This is a genomic window from Gemmatirosa kalamazoonensis (genome assembly GCF_000522985.1).
GTDB classification, from domain to species: Bacteria; Gemmatimonadota; Gemmatimonadetes; order Gemmatimonadales; family Gemmatimonadaceae; genus Gemmatirosa; species Gemmatirosa kalamazoonensis.
In genome coordinates this window covers 1090301-1112682 of sequence record NZ_CP007128.1, presented here as the reverse complement: position 1 = coordinate 1112682, position 22382 = coordinate 1090301, and the positions used below count along the sequence as shown (strand labels likewise).

Annotated in this window: 18 protein-coding genes; 2 read left to right on the top strand and 16 right to left on the bottom strand. The window is 74.4% G+C overall.

Annotation, left to right across the window (positions count from 1 at the left end):
• Positions 1–5: 5 nt before the first annotated feature.
• From J421_RS04865 to J421_RS04815, 10 genes are all read right to left on the bottom strand, one after another.
• Positions 6–608, bottom strand: coding sequence for a TMEM175 family protein (locus J421_RS04865; protein ID WP_025410044.1), 603 nt, complete (start codon positions 606–608; stop codon positions 6–8).
• A gap of 29 nt (positions 609–637) precedes the next feature.
• Positions 638–2587 carry an OPT family oligopeptide transporter gene (locus J421_RS04860; protein ID WP_025410043.1) on the bottom strand — a complete coding sequence of 650 codons (1950 nt, stop codon included), beginning with the start codon at positions 2585–2587 and terminating at the stop codon, positions 638–640.
• Positions 2588–2628: 41 nt separating this feature from the next.
• Positions 2629–3099 (bottom strand): DUF4395 domain-containing protein, encoded by a 471-nt coding sequence (locus J421_RS04855; RefSeq protein WP_025410042.1) that lies wholly within the window; start codon positions 3097–3099, stop codon positions 2629–2631.
• Positions 3096–3992 carry an alpha/beta hydrolase gene (locus J421_RS04850; RefSeq protein WP_260525840.1) on the bottom strand — a complete coding sequence of 299 codons (897 nt, stop codon included), beginning with the start codon at positions 3990–3992 and terminating at the stop codon, positions 3096–3098. Before J421_RS04850 ends, J421_RS04855 begins: the two co-directional genes overlap by 4 nt.
• 41 nt (positions 3993–4033) lie before the next feature.
• Entirely contained in the window at positions 4034–5578 is a 1545-nt protein-coding gene (locus J421_RS04845; protein ID WP_025410040.1) for a sulfatase family protein, read from the bottom strand.
• Positions 5579–5598: 20 nt separating this feature from the next.
• Positions 5599–8178: a M1 family metallopeptidase gene (locus J421_RS04840; protein ID WP_104022260.1), complete on the bottom strand. Its 2580-nt coding sequence runs from the start codon at positions 8176–8178 to the stop codon at positions 5599–5601.
• A 403-nt stretch (positions 8179–8581) separates the two neighbouring features.
• Positions 8582–8848 (bottom strand): DUF5985 family protein, encoded by a 267-nt coding sequence (locus tag J421_RS04830; RefSeq protein WP_169738638.1) that lies wholly within the window; start codon positions 8846–8848, stop codon positions 8582–8584.
• Positions 8841–9098 carry a DUF5985 family protein gene (locus J421_RS04825; RefSeq protein ID WP_025410038.1) on the bottom strand — a complete coding sequence of 86 codons (258 nt, stop codon included), beginning with the start codon at positions 9096–9098 and terminating at the stop codon, positions 8841–8843. The genes J421_RS04830 and J421_RS04825 overlap by 8 nt, the downstream gene beginning before the upstream one ends.
• A 13-nt stretch (positions 9099–9111) precedes the next feature.
• Positions 9112–9498: a hypothetical protein gene (locus tag J421_RS04820; RefSeq protein ID WP_025410037.1), complete on the bottom strand. Its 387-nt coding sequence runs from the start codon at positions 9496–9498 to the stop codon at positions 9112–9114.
• Between the two features lie 122 nt (positions 9499–9620).
• On the bottom strand, positions 9621–11045 hold the full coding sequence (locus J421_RS04815) for a HEAT repeat domain-containing protein (protein WP_025410036.1): 1425 nt from the start codon (positions 11043–11045) through the stop codon (positions 9621–9623).
• A gap of 205 nt (positions 11046–11250) precedes the next feature.
• Between J421_RS04815 and J421_RS04810 the strand changes: the two genes are divergently transcribed.
• On the top strand, positions 11251–11592 hold the full coding sequence (locus tag J421_RS04810; RefSeq protein WP_025410035.1) for a hypothetical protein: 342 nt from the start codon (positions 11251–11253) through the stop codon (positions 11590–11592).
• Between the two features lie 16 nt (positions 11593–11608).
• Here J421_RS04810 and J421_RS04805 read toward each other — a convergent pair whose 3' ends face one another.
• From J421_RS04805 to J421_RS04775, 6 genes are all read right to left on the bottom strand, one after another.
• Positions 11609–14287, bottom strand: a complete 2679-nt coding sequence (locus J421_RS04805; RefSeq protein ID WP_025410034.1) for a PAS domain-containing protein — start codon at positions 14285–14287, stop codon at positions 11609–11611.
• 65 nt (positions 14288–14352) lie between these two features.
• The gene (locus J421_RS04795) at positions 14353–15804 is read right to left on the bottom strand and encodes a cation:proton antiporter (protein WP_025410033.1); all 1452 of its coding nucleotides are present in this window, start codon (positions 15802–15804) and stop codon (positions 14353–14355) included.
• Entirely contained in the window at positions 15801–17168 is a 1368-nt protein-coding gene (gene nhaA, locus J421_RS04790) for a Na+/H+ antiporter NhaA (RefSeq protein WP_104023026.1), read from the bottom strand. The genes J421_RS04795 and nhaA overlap by 4 nt, the downstream gene beginning before the upstream one ends.
• Positions 17169–17231: 63 nt before the next feature.
• Complete coding sequence (locus J421_RS04785; RefSeq protein WP_104022255.1) at positions 17232–19859, bottom strand: ABC transporter permease; 2628 nt, start codon at positions 19857–19859, stop codon at positions 17232–17234.
• Complete coding sequence (locus J421_RS04780; protein ID WP_025410030.1) at positions 19856–20206, bottom strand: PadR family transcriptional regulator; 351 nt, start codon at positions 20204–20206, stop codon at positions 19856–19858. Before J421_RS04780 ends, J421_RS04785 begins: the two co-directional genes overlap by 4 nt.
• A 78-nt stretch (positions 20207–20284) precedes the next feature.
• Positions 20285–21328, bottom strand: a complete 1044-nt coding sequence (locus J421_RS04775) for a YeiH family protein (protein ID WP_025410029.1) — start codon at positions 21326–21328, stop codon at positions 20285–20287.
• A 74-nt stretch (positions 21329–21402) separates the two neighbouring features.
• Between J421_RS04775 and J421_RS04770 the strand changes: the two genes are divergently transcribed.
• Entirely contained in the window at positions 21403–22287 is an 885-nt protein-coding gene (locus tag J421_RS04770; protein WP_025410028.1) for a LysR substrate-binding domain-containing protein, read from the top strand.
• The last annotated feature ends 95 nt before the right edge of the window (positions 22288–22382 follow it).

Here is a 22382-nt window from a genome sequence, read left to right as displayed (position 1 = left end):
GCCGCCTACGGCGCCGGATGATCCGCCGCGCCCCGCGCCGCCACGACGCGCTCGATGCGCTGATCCGGCAGGAGCCACATGAGCGCGACGATCGCGTACAGCGCGCCGGAGATCCGCGGGTCGACGAACGCCGACGGGATCGCCGCGGCGTAGAGCACCGGCGACACCTTGCCCTTGCGATCGCGACCGACCGCCGCGGCGAGCACCGAGTGCGGGCCCTGGCTCCGGATGATCGTGCGCTGCAGCACGAAGTACGCGACCGCCGCGAGCAGCAGCACCGCGCCGTAGACCGCCGTCGGCACCGCCGCGAAGTGGTTCTCGCCCATCCACGCCGTCGTGAACGGGACGAGCGACAGCCAGAACAGCAGGTGAAGGTTCGCCCAGAGGATCGCCCCGTCGATGTGACGGGTCACGTGGAGCATGTGGTGGTGGTTGTTCCAGTAGATCCCGAGGTTCACGAAGCTCAGCACGTAGCTCAGGAACACCGGCCACAGCGGCCGCAGCGCGCTCCACTCGGCGGCGTGCGGGGGGCGCAGCTCCAGCACCATGATCGTGATGATGATGGCGAGCACGCCGTCGCTGAACGCCTCGAGTCGGGTCGGGTTCATGGTGCGGGGCGGCGTCGCGGGGGGGGGCGTCAGGCCGCGCGCGCGCGACGGAGCATCCACCCGTACAGCCACACGACCGCGCCCACGAAGCCCAACGCGCCGAGCCACGGGGCCAGCGCGAAGTCCTCGGGCACGATCCCGATCGGCGCGTCCTTCGACAGGCCGACGATGAGGCCCGCGTTGATCACGCCCCACAGGCTCTCGCCGACGATGAGCCCCGACGCGACGAGGGTGCCTAACCGCTCGGCGCGCTCCGGGTTCGGCGCCGAGCGCACGCGGCCGTCGTACCAGTGGGCGAGCACGGCGCCGATGATGACCGCGAACGTCGCCGACATCGGGAGATAGATGCCGATGCCGACGGCGAGCGGCGGGATGCGCAGCTTGCCGGCGGCCCCCAACGCGGCGTCGATCGCGATGAGCGCCACGCCGACGAGCGCGCCGATGCCGATCATCGTCCACTCGAGGTGCCCGCCGATGACGCCCTGCGCGAGCGCGGAGATGAGCGTCGCCTGCGGCGCCGGGAGCGGGTTCGGCGCGACGACGCCGACGTTCGCCGCGCCGGCGAAGCCGTACGCCTTCGCGAGCAGGTTGAGCACCGACGGGATCACCGCCGCGCCGGCCGCGACGCCGACGATGAGCGCGATCTGCTGCCGCATCGGCGACGCGCCGACGAGCTGCCCCGTCTTCAGGTCCTGCAGGTTGTCGTTCGAGATCGTCGCGCACGCGAACACGATCGCCGTCACGAACAGCGCGAACGCGACGAGCGGCAGCCGCGTCGTGTCCGTCGGCGTGACCGCGAGCACGAGCACCGACGCGCACAGTACGATCGAGAGGATGCCGACGCCGGAGATCGGGCTGTTCGACGCGCCGATGAGCCCCGCCATGTAGCCGCACACGCCGGCGATGAGGAAGCCGGCGACGAGCACGAACGGCACCGCGATGAGCGTCAGCGGTACCGCGCTCGGCGCGAGCACGGTCGCGCGCACGAACGTGTACGCGAGGTACGCGGCGACCACGAGACACCCCGCGGTGAGCGCGAGGATCCACGGCGGCGAGAGGTCGCGGTCGCTGTCGTCGCCGGTCTCCGTCGCGCGCGACGCGCGCAGCGTGCTCACGAGCCCACCGACGACGGGCCGCGCGAGGCGGCCGAGCGTGTAGATCGCGGCGACGGCGATGGTGCCGGCGCCGATGAACCGCACCTGCGTCCGCCAGATCGCCGTCGTGTACGCGGCGAGCGACTGCCCGGCCTCGGGCGCGTGCATCGACGTGAGCACCGGCACCGCGATCACCCACGAGATGATCTGCCCGACGAGCATCGCCATGCCGACCGAGAGCCCGACGAGGTGGCCCGCGCCGAGCAGCGCGAGCGACCACGCGATGTTGTAGCCCGTCGATGCGGTCGCGCCGAGTCGGAAGAAGCCGTTCAGCTCTCCCGCGAGCACGCGCGTGCCGGTGAGCACCGCGAGCCCCGACGACGCGACGGACCCGAGGATGACGGCGACCAGTCCCTCGCGTGCCTCGCCGGTGTCGTCCTTCGTCTCGCCGCGCGTGCCGGATCCGACCTTCAGCACCTCCGCCGCCGCGACGCCCTCGGGATACGGGAGGTCCGACGTCGTGACGAGCGCCCGCCGCAGCGGGATCGTGAACAGCACGCCGAGCACGCCGCCGCTCAGGCAGATGAGGAACGACTGCCAGAACGGGAACTGCGTCCACCAGCCGACGATCACGAGCCCCGGCAGCACGAAGATGATGGCCGAGAGCGTGCCGGCCGCCGAGGCGACGGTCTGCACGATGTTGTTCTCGAGGATCGACGAGTCCTTGACGGCGCTCAGGATCGCCATCGACATCACCGCCGCCGGGATCGACGACGCGAACGTGAGCCCGACCTTCAGGCCGAGGTACACGTTCGCCGCGGTGAAGACGGTCGTGATGAGCGCGCCGAGTATCAGGCCGCGCGCGGTGAGCTCTCTGGGTCGCATGACGTCCGGTGATGGGGAGCGAGACGGCCCGAAGCTACACCCTAGGCCGTCGGCGGGCGACGTCGCACCAGCGGCACCATGAGGTGGGTGTAGAGGAGACACCCCACGCAGACGTTGCCCACGCTCTCCAGCAGCGCGAACACGCACAACACGCCCGCCAGTCCGACCGCGACGAGCGGCCAGACCCAGTGCGTCGCGACCATCCCGAGCGTGAGCACGGCACCGACGCGCGCGGCGAACTGCTTCGGCGCGAGGTCGATGAGCACCGGCGGCCGGCGCGACCGCGTCGCGAGCCACTGCGCGGTGCGGCCGAGGGGACTCCACGCGCGCCGGCCGGAGCCGCGCGCGAGGAAGTCGACGAGAAGGACGACGGGGATCCAGCTCGCCCGCGTGACCAGATAGGCCGCCGCGAGCAGCGCCACGAAGAACGCGGTCAGCCGCACGACGTCCCGTCTCGCCCGCTCGAACGACACCGGGCAGACGAGGCTCGCGAACCAGCTGTCGTCGGTCATCGGCCCGACGCCGGCGCGAGCGTCACGATCCCCACCGGCAGCCGCGCGCGCCACGACTCGGGCGAGTGCGTGCCGCCGGGGACCTCGTGGTACGCGACCGCGTATCCCTTCCGCTCGAGCACCGCGCGCAGACGGCGGTTCGCGTCGAGCAACGCGGGCGCCGCGCCGCCCATGGCACCGACCGTCTCCTCGGATCCGACGTCGAGGAAGAAGCGCACGTCCGCCTTCGGCGACTCGGCGTAGCGCCGCGTGAGCGACTCGTACGGCGGAGCGTTCGAGCCCTCGTCGCCGCGCCAGAACGCGCCGCTCTGCGACAGCACGTTGCCGAACACCGCGGGATACGCGAGCGCGACGTATGCCGCGGCGAGCCCGCCCGCGCTGCTGCCGGCGACGATCGTGCGATCGGCGGCGCGCGTCACCGCGTAGTGCGCGCGCGTCCACGGCACCAGCTCCTCGGCCACGAACGCGGCGAAGCGGCGCGAGTTCGCGAGATCGGCGATGCGGCCGGGCGGCGCGCCGTTGTCGAACAGCACCGCCACCGTCGGCGGCGTGCGTCCCGCGGCGACGAGCGAGTCGAGGATCGCCGGCAGCGGCATCGCGCCGAGGTACATCGCACCGTCGAACGCGACGATCAGATCGCACGCGCCGCGACAGGACGCCGGATAGCCGGCGGGCGTGTACACCCACGCGTGACGGCCGCGCGGGTACGTCGTGCTGGGGACGGTGACCTCCGTCGTGGCACCCGTCGTGGACGACGGCTGCGCAGGCGCGAGTTCGGCGGCGCAGAGCGCCAGCGCGGCGGACAGGATCCTGCTCGTGCCGTTCCTTCGGACAGGATGCACAGGACCGACAGGATGAGAACGAACGACAATAGTGGCTTTGGTGGTTGTCATCCTGTCCATCCTGTGCATCCCGTCCAAACGGAAGGTCGCATTCATTTCCCACGCAGCTTCGCGACCGAGCCGTCGACGCCGTTAGGCAGCTGCACGTCCGCGAGCTGGTCGTCGTCGCGCACGGCGCGCTTGAGCCGCGCCAGCTCCGCCTTCAGCGACGCGGTGAGCGCCTCCTGTCCGGGCTCGCCGTACAGATTGTGCAGCTCGTACGGGTCGTGCACGAGGTCGAACAGCTCCCACTGATCCTTCTTCCAGAAGTAGATCAGCTTGTGCGTCGCCGTGCGCACGCCGTAGTGCGCGCGGGTGTTGTGGTCGCCCGGGTCGTGGTAGTAGCGGTAGTACATCGACGTGCGCCAGTCGCGCGGCGGCCGGCCGCGCAGTACGGGGAGCAGCGACCGCCCCTGCATGTCGGGCGACGGCGGGAGCCCCGCCGCGTCGAGGAACGTCGGCGCGAAGTCGACGTTCAGCGCCATGGCGTCGCTGCGCGTGCCGGCGCGGATGCCGCCCGCCGGCCAGCGCACGAGGAACGGCATGCGGATCGACTCCTCGTACATGAACCGCTTGTCGAACAGCCCGTGGTCGCCGAGGAAGAAGCCCTGGTCGCTCGTGTAGATGACGAGCGTGTTGCGCGCGAGGCCGGCGCGGTCGAGGTACGCGAGCACGCGTCCCACGCTCTCGTCCACCGACTCGACGGTGGCGAGATAGTCCTGCATGTAGCGCTGGTACTTCCACCGCGTGAGCGCGTCGCCGGTGAGCGTGACGGCGCGGCCGTCGCGGGTGACGACGACGGTGTCGGGCCGCGCGGCCCACCACGCGGCGCGCGCCGAATCCGTCAGGCCGGGCGGTGGGGCGCGCTTCAGGTCGCGGTTGGTCAGGTCCGTGGCCACACGCTGCCGGTTCTCGTGCAGCGCGTCGGTGCGCGTCTGATAGCCGTCCCAGAACGTCACCGGCTCGGGGATGTGCCGGTCGGCGAAGTGCGCCGCGTGCGACGCCTCGGGCTCCCACGGCCGGTGCGGCGCCTTGTGGTGCATCATGAGGAAGAACGGCTTCCCACGCGGCCGGTGCGCGAGGAAATCGAGCGCGCGCTCGGTGATGACGTCGGTCGCGTACCGCCCGGTGTACGTCGTCTCCGCGGTCGCGCTGTAGAACACGGGGTCGAAGTACGCGCCCTGCCCGGGGAGGATCTCCCACCGGTCGAAGCCCACGGGGTCGCTGCCGAGGTGCCACTTGCCGATCATCCCCGTGTAGTAGCCGGCCGCCTGCAGCAGCCGCGCGACCGTCATGCGCCCGCTGTCGAAGCGGTTGAACACGGTGACGCCGTTCAGGTGCGAGTACTGCCCGGTGAGGATCGCGGCGCGGCTCGGCGTGCAGATGGAGTTCGTCGCGAAGACGCTCGTGAGCAGCGCCCCCTCGCGCGCGATCCGGTCGAGGTTCGGGGTCTCGTTGACCTTGGACCCGTAGGCGCCGATGGCGTGCGCCGCGTGGTCGTCGGTCATGATGAACAGGATGTTGGGCCGCTCGCGGGGCTGCGCGCGGGCGGCCGAGGACAGGAGCACGGCGGCGAGTGCGGCGACGAGCGTTCGCATGTCTCCTCCGAATCGGATGCCTAACGACTCATGCTTCCCCACCGCCGCCGGATCGCGACGGTCCGCTCCAGCTCGTCCGCCCCCTGTAGCACCTTCCGGCGCAGGTCCGCCGGCAGGTCGCGCCGCGCCGCGAGGAACGCGCGCACGATGCCTAACGACTCGGCGCTCGTCTGCCCCGACAGGAACGCGTCGGTCCACGTGTTGACGTAGAAGATGCGCCGGTTGCGCTGCAGCCACGGCAGCGTGTCGAGCGCGGCGCGCAGGTACGGCTGCGACAGCGCCGCGGCGCGCGGATCGTCGAACGCGCCGAGGCTCCCCGTCGCCCACTCCTCGTTCAGCGACGGATCGTCGAGGTAGCGGGAGAAGTACGCGCGCCGCGCCGCCGCGGTGGGGTGCGCCGCGCCGGCGACGAACGCCGACCGGCGTCCGGGGTCCGTCGTGTCGCGCGCCGTCTCCTCGGCCAGCCGTCGCTCGGCGTCCGACGCGTTCGCGGCCACGAGCCGCGTCACGATCGCCCACCGCGTCGGCGCGCGGAGCGGCGCGCCGGCGGCCTCCGGCCGGTCGAGCAGCGAGTCGAGCGCGGCGAGCGCCGCGGGGGTGCCGGCGACGGCGACGAGCGCGTCGAGATGCGCCTTGCGCACGCCGTAGCTGCGGGCGCCGTCGTCGGCCCCCGCGCGGAGCGCGCGCTCGACGGCGGGCAGCAGCCGGTCGCGGCGCGCCGGCGCGAGGTACGCGTTCACGGCGCGCGTCAGGCGGCCGAGCAGGAACGGCACGATCTCCTCGTCGCGCTCGTCGGGCAGCGCCGCGACGACGGACTCCACGAAGCGCGCGGGGTCGAGCCGCGCGTCGCGCACCTCGTCCCACAGCGTGCCCCACAGCATCGCGCGGAGCAGCGGATCGCCGACGGTCCCCGCAAACGATAACGCCCACCGCGCGCTGGCCGAGTCGAGCACCACGCCCGCGTACGCGAGGTCACCGGCGTTCGCGAAGACGACGTCGGGGCGCGGCACCGCCGCGGGGGTCGGCACGCGCGTCGTCGCCGCGCGCAGCTCCACCGGCACGCGCACCTCGCGCCCGCCGCCGGCGAACAGCACCTCCGTCTTGATCGGCCACGGCGCGGCGCCGGAGAGCGACGGCTGCGACGCGCGCTGCGCGAGCGTCACGCCGTCGGTGCCGCGCGTCTGCGTCACGACCGGCATCCCCGGGCGAAGGAAGTACGCCTCGCCCCACGTGCCTAACGATCGACCGGCCGCGGTGCCGACCGACGCGAGCAGGTCGCGCCACGTCGCGTTCGCGTACGCGTGCGCCGAGAGGAAGTCGTGCAATCCGCGCCGGAACGCGGTGTCGCCGACGAGCGCGTCGAGCTGCTTCAGCACCCCCGGCGCCTTGTTGTAGACGATCGGGCCGTACGCGCTCTTCGCCTGGTCGAGGTTGTCGAGCGCCTGCCACACGGGCACGGTGCCCAACGTGCGATCGACGTTGTACGCGATCGGCTTGTTGCGCAGGTAGAACGTCTTCCACGCGTCGGACGCGGGGTCGAGCCCGGCCTGCACCTTCGCCGCCATGTACGTCGCGAACCCCTCCTTGAGCCACAGGTCGTCGAACCAGCGCATCGTCACGAGGTCGCCGAACCACTGGTGCGCGACCTCGTGATAGATCGTCGACGCCCTGCCCAACAGCTGCGGGCGGGTGGGACGCTCGCGGTAGATGAACGAGTTCTCGTTGTAGAAGATCGCCCCCGGGTGCTCCATGCCCCCGAACGGGAACGCCGGCGCGAGCACGACGTCGAGCTTCGGGAACGGGAACGGCACGCCGAACCACGTCTCGAGCCACCGCGCGGCGCGCGCGTTCGCGGCGATGATGCTGTCGGCGTCGGCGCCGAGCTCCTGGAGGCGCGAGCGGCGCACGTAGAGCGTCACCGGGCGCCCCTCCGCGGTGCGCTCGACGCGCGCCCACGGTCCGGCGGCGAACCCGATGAGGTACGTGCTGATCGGCCGCGACTCGGCGAAGCGGAACGTCGTCGTGCGCTCGTCGGCCGCGCTGTCGGCGAGCGTGCCGTTCGACACCGCGCTCCAGCCGCGCGGCACGACGAGCGTGAGCGTCGTGCGCGCCTTCAGGTCGGGCTGGTCGAAGCAGGGAAAGAGCTGGTTCGCGTCGGCGGGGACGAGGAGCGTGTACAGGTAGTCGCTCCGGTCGGCCGCGTCGTGCACGCGGATGACGCTCGCCCCCGCCGGTGCGGCGAGCGCCGAGAAGTCGAACTCGAGGACGCTCTCGCCGCCGACGGCCGAGCGCAGCGCACGCTCGGGGACGCGCACGTGCGCGCCGTTCGCGGTGTACGCGCCGGTGCCTAACGCGACGCCGTCGGCGCGCACGTTCGCGAGCCGCGGGCCGCGGAAGTCGAGGATGACGTCGCCCGGCGCGGCGCGGCGGAATCGGACGACGACGTGGCCGCGCACCGTGTCGGGCGCGGCGCGCGGCGCGCCGTTCGACGCGCGGGCGGCGTCGCCGGTGGCGCTGACGTCGAGGCGCAGCTCGTAGCGGACCTCGGCGACGCGGACGGCGCGGTAGTCGGCGAGCGCGCGGCTGACGCCGGGCGCCATGAGGGCGGCGGGGGGCGGGAGGGGGGCACGGATCGGGATCTAAACGGCGGGACGACTGACGGCGGGATGACTGACGGCGGGACGACTGACGGCGGGACGATCGACGGCGGGACGATCGACGGCGGGACGACTGACGGCGGGACGATCGACGGCGGGATCCCATCGCGTTCTCAGGGATCGGGTCGGCGTCGGAATGGTACGGCGGCGCGTCCGGCGCCTAGCACCTTGGGCGAAGGGGGGGAGCCCCCCTAGGGACTAGGTACGCGCCGCTGGGGTACCCGCGGTCGATCGTCCCGCCGTCGATCGTCCCGCGGTGGATCGTCCCGCAGTCTAGCGTCCCGCCGTCAGTCGTCCCGCCGTCAGTCGTCCCGCAGTGGATCGTCCCGCAGTGGATCATCCCGCCTCACCGCCGATTCTTATCCACCACCGCGGCCAGGATCAGCAGGAACGCCGCGAGCCGCACCACGTACGGCCACACCACCGACGTCGGCCCCTCCGGCAGCAGCGCGAGCGCCAGCCGCTGCGCCCCCAGCAGCACGAACGCCGCCGCGAACAGCGCGAACAGACGGTCGCGGGACTGCCGCCAGAAGCGCACGAAGAACAGCGCGGCCGTCGCGTACGCCGTCACCATCGCCCCCGCGAGCAGGATCACCGCGCGCTCGTCAGGCATCGGCGTCCCACACCAGGCCGTAGAGCAGCAGCGCCAGCCCGGCCGCCGCCGGCACCGAGCGCCAGAGCGAGAGATCCACGTCCGGCGTCCGCACGTCGACGATGAGCAGCACGTTGTTCAGGCAGAAGCCCCAGAAGCACAGCGAGCTCCAGAGCAGCAGCCGCGCCCGCGACCGCCGGTAGCCGCGCCACAGGAGCACCGCGCACGCCGCGCTCGTGAGGGCGCAGAGCAGGTAGACGACGAGGGCCATCACGGCTCGGACCTCACTCCGCCCTCCGGATCCGGAACGCGTCGGCGAACGAGCGAACCGCCCGCGACGGCCCCTCGTACAGCAGACGCACGAGCGACACGGGACGCGTGTCGTACAGCACGCGCAGCTGCTCCACCGCCGCGTGCAGCGACGGCGAGGCCGGCGCGTAGCGGTACGCCGGCGGGTCGTCCTCCGACTGCAGCAGCCGCCCCGCCACGAGCGCCGCAAGATGACGCGCCGTCGTTCGCGCGTCGACGCGCAGCTCGGCCGCGGCCGCCTCCGCCCGCCACGCACGCTCCGGCGTGCGATGCAGCAGAAGGAGCACCTCGACTTCGGCCAGGGGATCCACCTGCCGGCAGAGCAGCTCGAGCAGCTCGGCCGGGAGGCCCAGATCGGACATCTACGAGCGGGACGGCAGGAGGGCGGGAGGTCAGGAGGGAAGGAGGCTGCCCGCAAACATCAGGCCCCTCCCGCCCTCTCGCCCTCCTGCCCTCTTGCCCTCCTGCCCTCTTGCCCTCTCCGTCAGGCAGCGACCGACGACACCCAGCGGCGCGCCGCGGCGCGCATCGCGGGGTCGCGGTCCTGCCGCAGCTCGCGGAGCATCGGCACCGCCGCCGAGCCGCGCGCGTGCACGAGCGCGTCGAGGGCGGCGAGGCGCGCCGCCAGCGGCTGCGGCGGGTGGGCCGAGCCGCTCACGAGACGCAGCAGCCGCTGGATCGCGTCCGGCGTCCCGACGGCGCCGAGGGCGCGGATCTGCTCCAGGAACGTCTCCGGGTCCGTCTCGCGGTCGAGCGCGGCGATGAGCCGCTGCACCGGCTGGGCGCCCGGCGCGATCGGGCCGCCCGCGCCGTCGGTATCGCCGCCGAACGCGCGCGCCGCGATGCGTCGCACCTCGGGCGACTGGTCGGCGGCCATCGTCTGCAGCGCGGCGCGCGCCGTGACGGTGTCGATCTGCTCCAGCGCCGCCGCGGCGGCCACCTGCACCCGCGTGTCCGCGTGGTGCAGCGTACGCTCCAGCGCCCCGCACGCCTCCTCCGCCCGCAGCTCGCCGAGGAGCTGCGCCGCGTTCCGCACGACGTACCACTGCGCGTCGAACAGCGCGGCGGTGAGCGCCGGCACCGCGCCGCCGACCGCGATCAGTGCGTCGAAGCACCGCCGGCGCTGCCGGATCGTGCTCGCCGACGCGAGCAGCGCGACGAGCCCCTGCGGCCCGGCCGGACCGGCCGCCTCGAACACGGTGCGCGCGTCCTGCCGCGTGCGCTCGTCCGTCGCCACCACGGCGTCCGCGAGCGCGACGAGGATCGGCACCGTCGCCGCCTGTGCGCGCAGCGCCTCGCGCACCGCCTCGCGCGCCACCTCGGGTGCGTCGACGAGCGCGCGGGCGATCGCGTGCGCGACGGTGCGCGCGCGCTGCGCCGGGTCGCGCTTCACCGCGTCGGTGAGCGCGCTCACGAGCGCCTGCACCGCGTCCGACACGGCCGCGCCGTTCACGCCGACGAGCCGCTTCAGCGCCGCCTCCACCGCGTCGGGGAGCGGCGCGTCGCTGGCGTCCTCGGTGGGCACGAGGCGCACGCTCCACAGCCGCAGCTCGTCCAGCTCGCGCACGAGCGCGACGCCGCTCTCCGCGGCGCTCCCCGACGGCTGGCGCGCGAGCAGTCCCGCGAGCTGCGCGATGTCGCGCGCGCCGGCATGGCGCCGCACGACGAGCCGCCGGATCCCGTGCGCCCGCATCGCGCGCATCACCGCGTCCTCGCCGAGCGCGAGGGCGGGCGCGAGCTGACCGTCCACCGTCACCTGGCCGCCGCCGTCGCTGATCTCGAGGCTGCCGTGCCGGGCGGCCCGCGCGGCGGCGCGCAGGGCGGCGACGCGGTCCGGCTGCGTCGCCATCGGATCGGCGAACGCCGCCAGGGTCTCGGTCAGCGCGTGGAGAAGCTCGTGAGCGGCCATCGAGGGCATTGAGGAGTGGGTGACAGCCGACAGTCTCGTCGCGTCTTCCCGCGATCTTGAGATCCGCCCACCGGCGCTCGGCGGCGGCCGTTCGCCGGCGGCCGTTAGGCGGCAGCCCCCGCACTCCACGAGAACGTCACGCCGGGCCGGTCCAGCCGGTGCGATCGCGGCCGATACTCGGGGGTGACGCTCTCCCCGCCGCACGATGTCCGACTCGATGCCCGACGCACCGCTCCAGCCGACCGATCCACCGACGCCCGAGGCGCTCCACGCCGCGCTCGAGCGGCTCGCCGCCCACCTTGCCGCTGCGCGCCAGCCCAACACGGAGCTGATGCGGTCCGCGTTGACGGGGTACGTGCGCGCGGCGGTCGGCGCGGGACTCACGCTCGCCGACACCCGGCAGGTCGCGGGCGCGCTCGTGCGATCGGTCGGGCTGGCGCAGGGGTGGGACACGGAGCGCACCGATGCCGTGCGCTCCGCGCTGGCCCGGCTCGTCCGCGCGAGCTACGTCGTCGAGGCTCGGCGGCCGCGCTCCGAAGTCGCGTGACGCGGCGCGGCCGCCGTCAGGCCGCGTTCTCCGCCGCGTCGAGCACCTGCCGCAGCGCGCGCTGCAGATCCGGCGCGACGAACGGCTTCGCCACGAACCGCTCACCATCGCGCGCCGGCCGCGCGTCGCGCGCGTCGCGCGTGTCGCGCGACGGCTCGGGCTCCGCGTAGCCGGAGACGTACACCACCGGGAGCCCGGGCCGCTCGCGACGCAGCGCGGCGGCGAGCTCGCGCCCGTCGAGCTCCGGCATGCGGATGTCGGTGAGCAGCACGTCGATCTTGCCGCGCGCGCCGCCCTGCTCGCGCCACACGAGCAGCGCGTCGGCGCCGTGGCGCGCCTCGTACACGGTGTAGCCGGCGCGCTCCAGGATGCGGCGCGCGATGCCGCGCACCGCGGCCTCGTCCTCCACGAGCAGCACGGTCTCGCGCCCGCGCGGCGCCGCGGCGCTCTCCGTCGTCGGCGCGCGCTCCACGATCTCGTCGGCCCACGGCAGCAGCGCGCGGAACGTGCTCCCGCGCCCGGGCGCGCTCTCCACGCGCACCGTCCCGCCGGACTGCGTGACGATGCCGTACACCATCGCGAGCCCGAGCCCCGTCCCCCGGCCTAACGGTTTCGTCGTGAAGAACGGCTCGAACGCGTGCTGCCGCGTCGCCTCGTCCATCCCCACGCCGGTGTCGCGCACGGTGAGGCACGCGTAGCGCCCGACCGGGAGGCCGAGCCGCGCGGCGGCGTCGGGGGCGAGCGTCGTCATCGCCGTCTCCACCGTCACCGAGCCGTCGGCGCGGTCGGGGCGCTCGGCCACCGCATCGCGCGCGTTCACCACGAGGTTCACGAGCACCTGCTCGAGCTGCACGGGGTCGGCGCGCACGTGCAGCGGCTGCGGCGCGAGCGAGACGTCGAGCGCGATCCGCTCGCCGACGAGACGGCGCAGCAGCCGCTCGGACTCCGTCACCACCGCGTTGAGGTCGAGCAGCTTCGACTCCATCACCTGCCGCCGGCTGAACGCGAGGAGCTGCCGCGTGAGCTGGCTCGCGCGCATCGCCGCCGTGCGCATCACGTCGATGTCGGCCTGCACGCGGTGCGACCGCGGGAGGTCGGCGCGCACGAGATCGAGCGTGCTGAGGATGACGGTGAGCAGGTTGTTGAAGTCGTGCGCCACGCCGCCGGCGAGCACGCCGAGGCTCTCGATGCGCTGCGCGTGGCGCGCCTGCTCGGCGAGCCGCTCGCGCTCGCGGGCCGCGGCGTCGTGCTCGGTGAGGTCGCGGGCGACGCACGCCACCGCCGCCACCTCGCCGGTGTCCGGATCGCGCACCGTGAACCCGAACGCGTCGATGTGCACCGGCGGCCGGCCGTCGAACGGGCGGAGCCGATAGTCGCCGCGCCACGTGCCCGGCCCCTCCAGCAGGTCGCGACGCGCCTGTTCCACGCGCGCGCGGTCCTCCGGCACCACCAGCTCCTCCGCCGCGAGCCCGCGCACCGCGTCGAGGCTCGCCGCGCCGAGCAGGCGCAGGCCGGCGGGGTTCACGTAGCGCACGCGGCCGTCGGGGTCGAAGATCTTCACGACGTCGGCGCTCGCCTCCACGGTGCGGGCGAGGATCTCGCGCGACTCGGCCGCCTGTCGGCGCGCGGTGACGTCGGTGTGCGTGCCGGTGAGACGCAGCGGTGCGCCCGCGCCGTCGCGCTCCATCACCCGGCCGCGCGCGAGGATCCACCGCCAGCTCCCGTCGGCGTGCAGCATCCGGTGCTCCGACTCGAACGCCGGCGTGCGCGCGGCGAGATGATCGAGCAGCGCGGCGCGCGCACGTGGCAGGTCGTCGGGGTGCATGAAGCGCGTCCACGCCTCGGGATCCTCGCGGAACTCCTCCGGCTTGCGTCCGAGCATCGCGCACAGCTGCCGATCGACCCACAGGCGGCCGGCCGCGAGATCCCAGTCCCAGAACCCCTGCGCCGCGCCCTCGAGCGCGAGGGCGAGCCGCGTCTCGCTGCGACGCGCCGCCGCGTACAGCTGCGCGTTCAGCACCGCCTGCGCGACGCGGTGCGCGAGCTCCTGCACGAGCGCCACCTCCGCCGCCGACGGCGCGTGCGGCGTGGTGCTGGTGAGGCTCATCGCGCCGATCGCGCGTCCGCTCGCGCGGAGCGGCGCCACCACCACGTCGCGCGGGTGGAAGCGGCGCAGCAGCGCGAGCTGCTCGGGCGTGCGCGCCGTGATTCGATAGTGCGCGTCGTCCAGGTCGCGCAGCAGCACCGGCTCGCCGTCGGCGAGGCGGCGCGCACGCTCCGGGTCGAGCTCACCGGCCGGATGACGCGCGAGGTAGTCGCGCACCATCGCCTCCCGCTCGGCGTCGAACGCGCTCGCCATGACGGCGCGGCGCGCGGGCTCGCCGGCGCTGCCGGCCGCGAGGTCGAGCACGCACACGTCGGCGAAGCGCGGGACGGCGAGCCGGCCGACGGCGGCGAGGACGTCGTCGAGCTCGAGCGAGTCGGCGAGCGCGGCGCTCGCGTCGGCGATCACGCGCAGCGCCTCGGCGGGCGTCACGGGCGGGACGGTGCCGGCCGACGGCTCTCCGATGGGCTCCGCGGACGTGGGCAGCGCGCGCGGCCGCTCCACATCGTCCGTCTGACCCGCCGCGGCGGCGGGTGCCTGGCCCGGCGCGGACGCCGGTGACGCGGTCGATTCCTGGTCTGCCTTGCGCATGCGGCACCGCCTGTCGGTCGTGCCGGCGGTAGCACCAACTAGACCACCGGCGCCACGACCGCGGGTCAACCGTCGTCGCGAGTGTGCGGCACGCCACGCGTCGGCGCGCGATCGAGCGCCGCGGCGAGCTCTCCCTCCGCGCGCCGCACGTGGCCGATCGCTTCCTCGGCGAGCGCGTGATGCTCGGCGGCGGTCGCATCGCCGTCGTGGCCGCCCCCGGTGGTGCGCTCGAGCTCCTGCAGCGCGGCGTGGGCGGCGATGAGCGCGCCGCGCGTGACGGCGTACGGCGAGTCGTGCGACGACTCGCGGGCTACGCCGAGCCATCGCAGCGCCGGGCCGATCGTGGCGCCCTGCAGCAGGATCGACAGGATGACGACGCCGAACGTGATGGTGACGAGCGTGTCGCGCGCGCCGACGAGCTCCGGGATCGCGAGCGCGAGCACCATCGACAGCGCGCCGCGCAGCCCGCCCCACGCGAGCAGCGGCGTCCAGCCGCTCGGCAGCTCGAGGCGCTTCGGCAGGAGCCGCGCGAGCGCCCACGTGACGATGCCGCGGCTCGCCGTGACGACGAGATACGCGGCGACGATCGCGCGCCACGACGCGAGCAGCGCGGGCACGCGTACGACGAGTCCGATGAGCAGGAAGACGACGGAGTTCAGCGCGAACGCGACGTACTCCCAGAACGTGACGACGGCGACGCGCGCCGGCGCCGAGAGGCCGCGCCGCCCCACGCGGCTGCCGCCCAGCATGCCGGCGGTGACCGTGGCGATGACGCCCGACGCGCGCAGCTCGTCGGCGGCGATGAACGAGCCGTAGGCGACGATCGTCGTCACCATGATCTCGAGCATCGGCTCGTCGACGCGCCGGATCAGCTCCGCCCCGGCCACGCCGGTCGCCCCGCCGACCACGACGCCGACGCCGACGACGTAGAGGAAGTCGAGCGCGAGCCCGCCTAACGACACCGGTCCGGCGAGCGCGCCTAACGCGAGCGTGAAGAAGATGATCGCCGTGCCGTCGTTCAGCAGGCTCTCCCCCTCCACGACCACGGTGAGCCGGCGCGGCGCGGCAAGCGCGCGGAACAGCGCGACGACGGCGACGGGGTCGGTGGCCGAGATGAGCGCCGCGAACAGCAGCACGGCGTGCGTGCCGAGCGCCGCGGTCGTCCCGCCGTCGACGCCGAGCAGGCGCATCGTCGGCACGAGCGCGACGCCGATGACCGCCATCGCGGCGACGACGCCGGGCACGGCGAGCGCCACGAGCGTCACGCGGTCGTGCCAGAACTCGCGCCACTCGAGGTGGAACGCGGCCTCGAACAGCAGCCCGGGAAGGAACAGCGTGAACAGCAGCTCCTTCGTCAGCGGCGGCGCCTCGATGACGTGCGTGGCGCCGAGCCCGAGCCCGGCGATGACAAGCGCCACGGTGTACGGCACGCGCACGCGTCGCGCGACGAGCGCGACGATGGTCGCGACGACGAACAGCAGGACGAGCGTGACGCCGAGGTGCGGCTCGCCGCTCATGCCCCGACGCCGCTCCGTCGGCGGAGCAGCACCACGCCGGTCACCCCGGCGCCGAGCGAGGCGACGAGCACGCCCGTCTTCGCCGCTTCGAGCAGCGGCGAGTCGGGGAACGCCAGCGCGGCGATGAACAGCGCCATCGTGAAGCCGATCCCGCCGAGGAAGCCGACGCCCGTGAGCGCGCCCCACGTCACCCCCGCCGGCAGCGCCGCGACCCGGGCCCGCACGGCGAGCCACGAGAAGAGCGTGATGCCTAACGGCTTGCCGACGACGAGGCCGAGCGCCGCACCGATGGCCGCGGGGCTCGCGACGGCGGCGCCGAGCGCCGCGGCGTCCAGCGACACGCCGGCGTTGGAGAGCGCGAAGATCGGCATCACGCCGAACGTGACCGGGCCGTGCAGCGCGTGCTCGATGCGGACGAGCGGCGGCTGCGCGTGGTCGCACAGCGTCTCCAGCTCCTCGATCGCAGCGTGGTGCGCGGTGTTGGAGAGCACCGTCGTGTCGGGATCCGCCGCCGTGACCATCGCCGCCGCGTCGAAGTCGTCGAGGGCGCGGCGCGCGCCGGCGAGGAACACCGGCTCGTCGACGCGCGTGCGCGCCGGGATCGTGAGCGCGAGCAGCACGCCGGCGATCGTCGCGTGCACGCCCGAGGCGATCATGGCGCACCAGAGCGTGATGCCGAGCGCACCGTACGCCCACGGCCGTCGCACGCCGGCGCGGTTGCAGGCGAGCGCCGCCACGAGGATCGCCGCCGCGCTGGCGAGCGCGCCCCACGAGACGCCGCCGGAGTAGAAGACGGCGATCACGAGCACCGCGCCGAGGTCGTCGACGACGGCGAGCGCCGCGAGGAACACGCGCAGGCCGGTCGGCAGCCCGCGCCCGATCAGCGCGAGCGCGCCGAGCGCGAAGGCGATGTCGGTGGCCATCGGCACCCCCCAGCCCGCCGCGGCCGGCGTCCCGTGCGCGACGAGCGTGTACAGCGCCGCCGGCACCACCATGCCGCCGAGTGCCGCGATCATCGGCAGCGCCGCGGTGCGCAGCGTCGCGAGCTCGCCGGCGAGCACCTCGCGCTTGATCTCGAGGCCGACGACGAAGAAGAACACGGCCATCAGGCCGTCGTTGATCAGATAGTGCAGCGTCGCGCGGAACGTGTGCGTGCCGAGCGTCAGCGCGATCGGTGTCTCCCACAGGTGGTGGTACGCGCCGGCCCACGGCGAGTTGGCCCATGCGAGCGCGACCGCCGTCACGGCGAGCAGCACGACGCCGCCTCCCGACGCACTTCCGGCGAAGCGTGCGAGCGGCGCGAGCAGGCGCTCCGCGAGCGGTGCGGCCCGCTCGACAGGTGTATCTCGGGAGCTCGTCGTCATCGTCACGTCTCGGCGGGGCTCGCGCTATTTCGCCGGAACGTGAGCCGCACACAAGGGGCGATGTCAGTCCGAGCGCAGCACCACGATCGGGTCGACGTGCGTGGCGTGGCGCGCGGGGAGCCAGCTCGCGACGACCGCGATGAGCACGAGCAGCACGGCGACGCCGGCGTACGTCGCGGCGTCGGTGGGCGTCACGCCGTAGAGCAGCGTCGTCATGAAGCGCGACAGCGCGAGCGCGCCGACCACGCCGAGCCCGAGCCCCGCGAGCACGAGCACGAGTCCCTGGCCGAGCACCATGCGCCGGAGCGCACGCGGCGCGGCGCCCAGCGCCATGCGGATGCCGAGCTCCCGGCGCCGCTGCGCGACGAGGAACGACAGCACGCCGAACACGCCGAGCGCCGCCACCGTCAGCGCGACCGCCGCGAACACGGTCATCAGCATCATCGACCACCGTGCCGGCGCGACCGATTCGGACAGCACGTCGTCGATCGCGCGCACGTCGCGCACCGGCACCGACGGATCCAGCGCGCGGATCGCCGCGCGCGCCGCCGACGCGGCCGTCTCCGGGGCGCCCGCGGTGCGCACCACGAACGAGAACGACGGCCACGCACGCATCACCGCGTGCGGGATGTAGACCGTGGGGAGCGGCGCCGCGCCGAGCCCCGCGTCGTGCGTGTCGCCCACCACGCCGACGATCGGCGCGCGGTCGAACAGCCGGTTGTCCGGCGCGCCGAGGTAGATCTCCTTGCCGATGGGGTCCTCGCCCGGGTAGTACTTCCGCGCCAGCGCCTCGTTGATCACCACCGCGGGCCGGTCGCGCGTGTCGCTCGTGCCTAACGAACGACCGCGCCGCAGCGGCAGCCCGATCGTCGTGAAGTACTCCGGCGACACCACGCGGTACGCCTCGCCCTCCGGCTTGCGGCCGGGAGGCGTCGGCCGGTCCAGGCGGTTGAACCACGCGCCGATGCCGCGGCCCGTCACCGGAAGCTGGCTCACGAGCGCCGCCGCGCGCACGCCGGGGAGCGCGCGCACGCGCTCGAGCGCCGCCGCGAAGAACGCCGCGTTGTCCGCGCGCACGTCGCCGCGCGCCGCGTCGAACGTGAGCAGCCGCGTCGCCGCGAAGCCGGGGTCCACGCGCTGCAGCTGCGCGAAGGAGCGGAGCAGCAGCCCCGCGCCGGTGAGCAGCATCATCGCGAGCGCGAGCTCCGAGACGACGAGCGCGCGCCGCGTCCACTCGCGTCCCGCGCTCCCGCGCGTGCCCTGGCGCAGCGCTTCCAGCGAGCGCGTACGCGCGAGCTGCCACGCGGGCACGGAGCCGAAGCACAGCCCGGCGAGCGCCGACACGCCCAACGTGAACGCCAGCACCGGCAGATCGAGCCGGATCTCGTCGGCCCGCGGCAGGTGCGTCGTCGCGCGCGCGGCGAGCAGCAGCGCGAGGAACGCGCGCCCCACGACCGCGCCGAGCGCGCCGCCGACGAGCGCGAGCAGCAGGCTCTCGGTGAACAGCTGCCGGACGAGTCGCCTCGTCCCCGCGCCGACCGCGCGCCGCACGGCGAACTCGCGGCGCCGCGCGGTGGCGCGCGCGAGCAGCAGGTTGCCGAGGTTCGCGCACGTGATGAGCAGCACGCAGCCGACCGACGCCATGAGCACGAGCAGCCGCGTGCGCGCTCCGGCGACGACGGTGTCGAGCAGCGGCCGCGCGACGATGCGCAGGTCCGCGTCGTACTGCGGCCACGCGCGCCGCTGCCGCGCGGCGATCGTGGCCAGCTCCGCGCGCGCCGTCTCCAGCGTCGCGCCCGGTCGGAGGCGACCGACCACGGCGACGAAGTACTGATCGCGGTTCGCGCGCATCTCCGCCGAGAAGCGCGCCGGCATCCAGTACGCCGTGCCGCCGCTCGGGAAGCGGAAGCTCGGCGGCATCACGCCCACGATCGTGTACGCGGTGCCGTCGAGCACGAGCGCGCGGCCCATCGCGGCGCGGTCGCCGCCGAACAGCCGCTGCCACTCGGCGTGGCTCAGCACGACGACCGGCGCCGCGCCGGGTGCGTCGTCCGCCTCGGTGAGCGCGCGGCCGACGAGCGCCGGGACGCCCAGCAGCTCGAACAGCCCGCCCACCGTGATCGCACCCGGCAGCCGCTCGGCGTCGCCGAGCCCCGTGAGCGTGGCGTCGGCGGTCGAGTAGCCGGCGAGGCGCAGCGACGCGGCCTGCCGTCGCCAGTCCGCGAAGCTGCCCGGCGTCGTCTCCGCGAGGTCGTTCGGGCCGCCGCGCGACTCGGCCACGTCCACGAGCTGCTCCGGCGCGCGCAGCGCGAGCGGCTTGAGCAGCACGCCGCGCACGACGCTGAAGATGGCCGTGTTCGCGCCGACGCCCAACGCCAGCGTGAGCGCCGCGACGAGCGCGAAGCCGGGGCTCCGGCGCAGCGCGCGCCACGCGAAGCGGAGATCCTGCCGCGCGCGGTCGGTCATGGTGGAGTCTCCTCGGTCGGTGGACCGCCACTCGGCGCGGCGCTCGCGCAGCGCGAGCGACAGCAGCGGCGGGAGCTCGGCGGCGAGCGCGCGCAGGCCGCCTAACGGGCCGCGCGACGCCGCGCACAGCTCGGCGAACACGAGCGCCATCTCGTCGCCGAACCGGCGGCGGAAGCGCGCGGGCAGCAGCAGCGCGAGCAGCACCCGATACACGCGCGCGCTCACGTGTCCCCCGGCCGGAGCGGCGGCAGCACGCGCTTCGCCCGCGCCATCGCGGTGAGCCGCTCGAGGCGGCGCGCCTCCGTGCGCACCGCGCGGCGGCCCGACGGCGTGAGGCGGTAGTAGCGGCGCCGCGCGTCGTCGTCCGGCGGCCGCTCGCGCGGCGCGAGCTCCTCGATCCAGTCCGCGTCGAGCAGCCGCTTCACGGCGGCGTAGAGCGTGCTCGCGGTGAGCCGCACGTCGCCATCCGTGCGCGCGGCGACGTCCTGGATGATGGCGTAGCCGTGCAGATCCGCGTCGGCGAGCGACAGCAGGATCTGGAACACCGGCGTGGAGAGCGGCGCGTCGCCCACGGGTCCGCGGGAGCGGGTGAATATACCGTCGCGCGGTATAGTTGGTCCCGCGCCGGGCGCGCCGTCAATCCCCGTTCGTCACCGGATCGCGAGCACGCGGATCAGCGTCACGCTCAGCACCACGAGCACGGCGAGCGATCCCGTCACCGTCAGCACCACCGGCCGCCCCACGCGCGAGACGGCGCGCACGTCGACGCCGAGGCCGAGCGCGGCCATCGCGGCGATCGTGAGCCAGCCGGAGAACGACTTCGCCACGTCCGCCATCGGCGGCGGCACGAGGCCGAGCGCGCGGAGCGCGGCGAGCGCGAGGAAGCCGACGATGAACCACGGCACGAGGCGCCCGAGCTGTCCGATGCGGAGCGTGCCACGCTCGCCGCGCTCGCCGCGGTGGCGCACGGCGAAGAACAGCACCACGGGCCCGAGCATCAGCACGCGCACGAGCTTCACGAGCGTGCCCACCTGCCCCGAGAGCACGCTCACCGGGAACGCCGCGGCGAGCACCTGCGGCACCGCGTACACGGTGAGCCCGGCGAGCACGCCGTACTGGTAGAGCGACAGGCCGAGGGGCCGCACGAGCAGCGGCAGGCCCAGCACCACGCACACGCCGAGCACCGCGGTGAACGCGATCGCCGTCGCGACGTGCTCCGGCTCCGCGTCGATCACCGGCGCCACGGCGGCGATGGCCGAGTTGCCGCAGATCGAGTTGCCGCACGCGACGAGCACCGCGAGCCGCCGCGGGAGGCCGAGCGTGCGGCCGAGCGCGTAGCTGCACGCGAGGCCGAGCACGACGAGCAGCACGATGCCGACGGCGAGCGCGGGCCCCGCGCGCACGAGCAGCGGCAGATCCACCGACGCGCCGAGCAGGAACACCGCCGCCTCGAGCAGCTCCTTGGCGGCGAAGCGCACCCCCGCCGCGGCGCGGGCACTCGGCGCGCGCAGGGTGCGCACCACCATGCCGAGCAGGATCGCGACGACGAGCGCCTCGACGACGGGATGCCCGAACGCGCGCTGCTCGACCCACGCGATCGCCCACGACGCGACGCCGATGGCGGCGGTGAGGGCGAGCCCGGGGAGCAGTGGAGCAGGGTACGACGGCGACTCTTCGGCGACGATGGTGGTCATGGCGGTCCCGAACGATCGCCGGTCGCGGGTCATGAGTCCAAGACATTCGACTCATGGGCGCATTACCATTGGTTATGGCGCTCAACCTCCACTACCTGCGCGTGTTCGCCGCGGTCGCCGACCAGCGCGGGTTCACCAAGGCGGCCGCCGCGCTGCATCTGAGCCAGCCGGCGGTGTCGAAGGCGGTGCGCGGCATCGAGCGGCAGGTCGGCGCGCCGCTCCTCGAGCGCGGCGCGCGCGGCGTGCGCCTCACCGATGCCGGCGCCGTGCTGCACGCCCGCGCGCGCGAGCTGTTCGCCGTCGAGCGGAGCGCGGAGGAGGAGCTGCGCGCGCTGCGCGGGCTCGAGGGGGGCACGCTCCGCATCGGGGCGAGCACGACGATCGCGACGTACCTGCTTCCGCGTCTGCTCGGCCGCTTCCGCGCGCGCCACCCGGGCGTCGAGCTGCGCGTCGCCACGGCGAACACGCGCGCGGTCGCGCGGCGGCTCGTGCAGCGCCGGCTCGACGTCGCGCTCGTCGAGGGGCCCGTCGCGCATCCGCGGATCGAGGTGCTGCCGTGGCGCGACGACGCGCTCGTCGTCGTCGCGCCGGTCGACCACCCGCTCGCGCGTCGGCGGCGCGTCGCGCCCGAGGCGCTCGCCGCGGAGCCCTTCATCGCCCGCGAGCGCGGCTCCGGCACGCGCCGCGTGGCCGAGGCGGCGCTGCGCGCGGCGGGCGTCGCGCCGCGACGGCTCCTCACGCTCGGCAGCACCGCGGCGGTGACGCAGGCGGTCGCTGCGGGGCTCGGCCTCGCGATCGTGTCGCGGCTCGCCGCGGCGGACCAGCTCGCGTTAGGCCGCGTCGCCCTCGTGCGCGTCCCCGACCTCGCCATGCGCCGCGCCCTCACCCGGCTCCGCCTCGTCGGGCGCGAGCCGAGCGCGGCGGCGCGAGCGTTCGACGAGCTGCTGGAGGACGACTAGATCTGCGGAAGCTGCGTCATCCGCGGACGACCGGTTCTTAACAGCGGTCGGCCGCAGATCACGCAGATTACGCAGACTCCTCTTCGCGCGAGCTT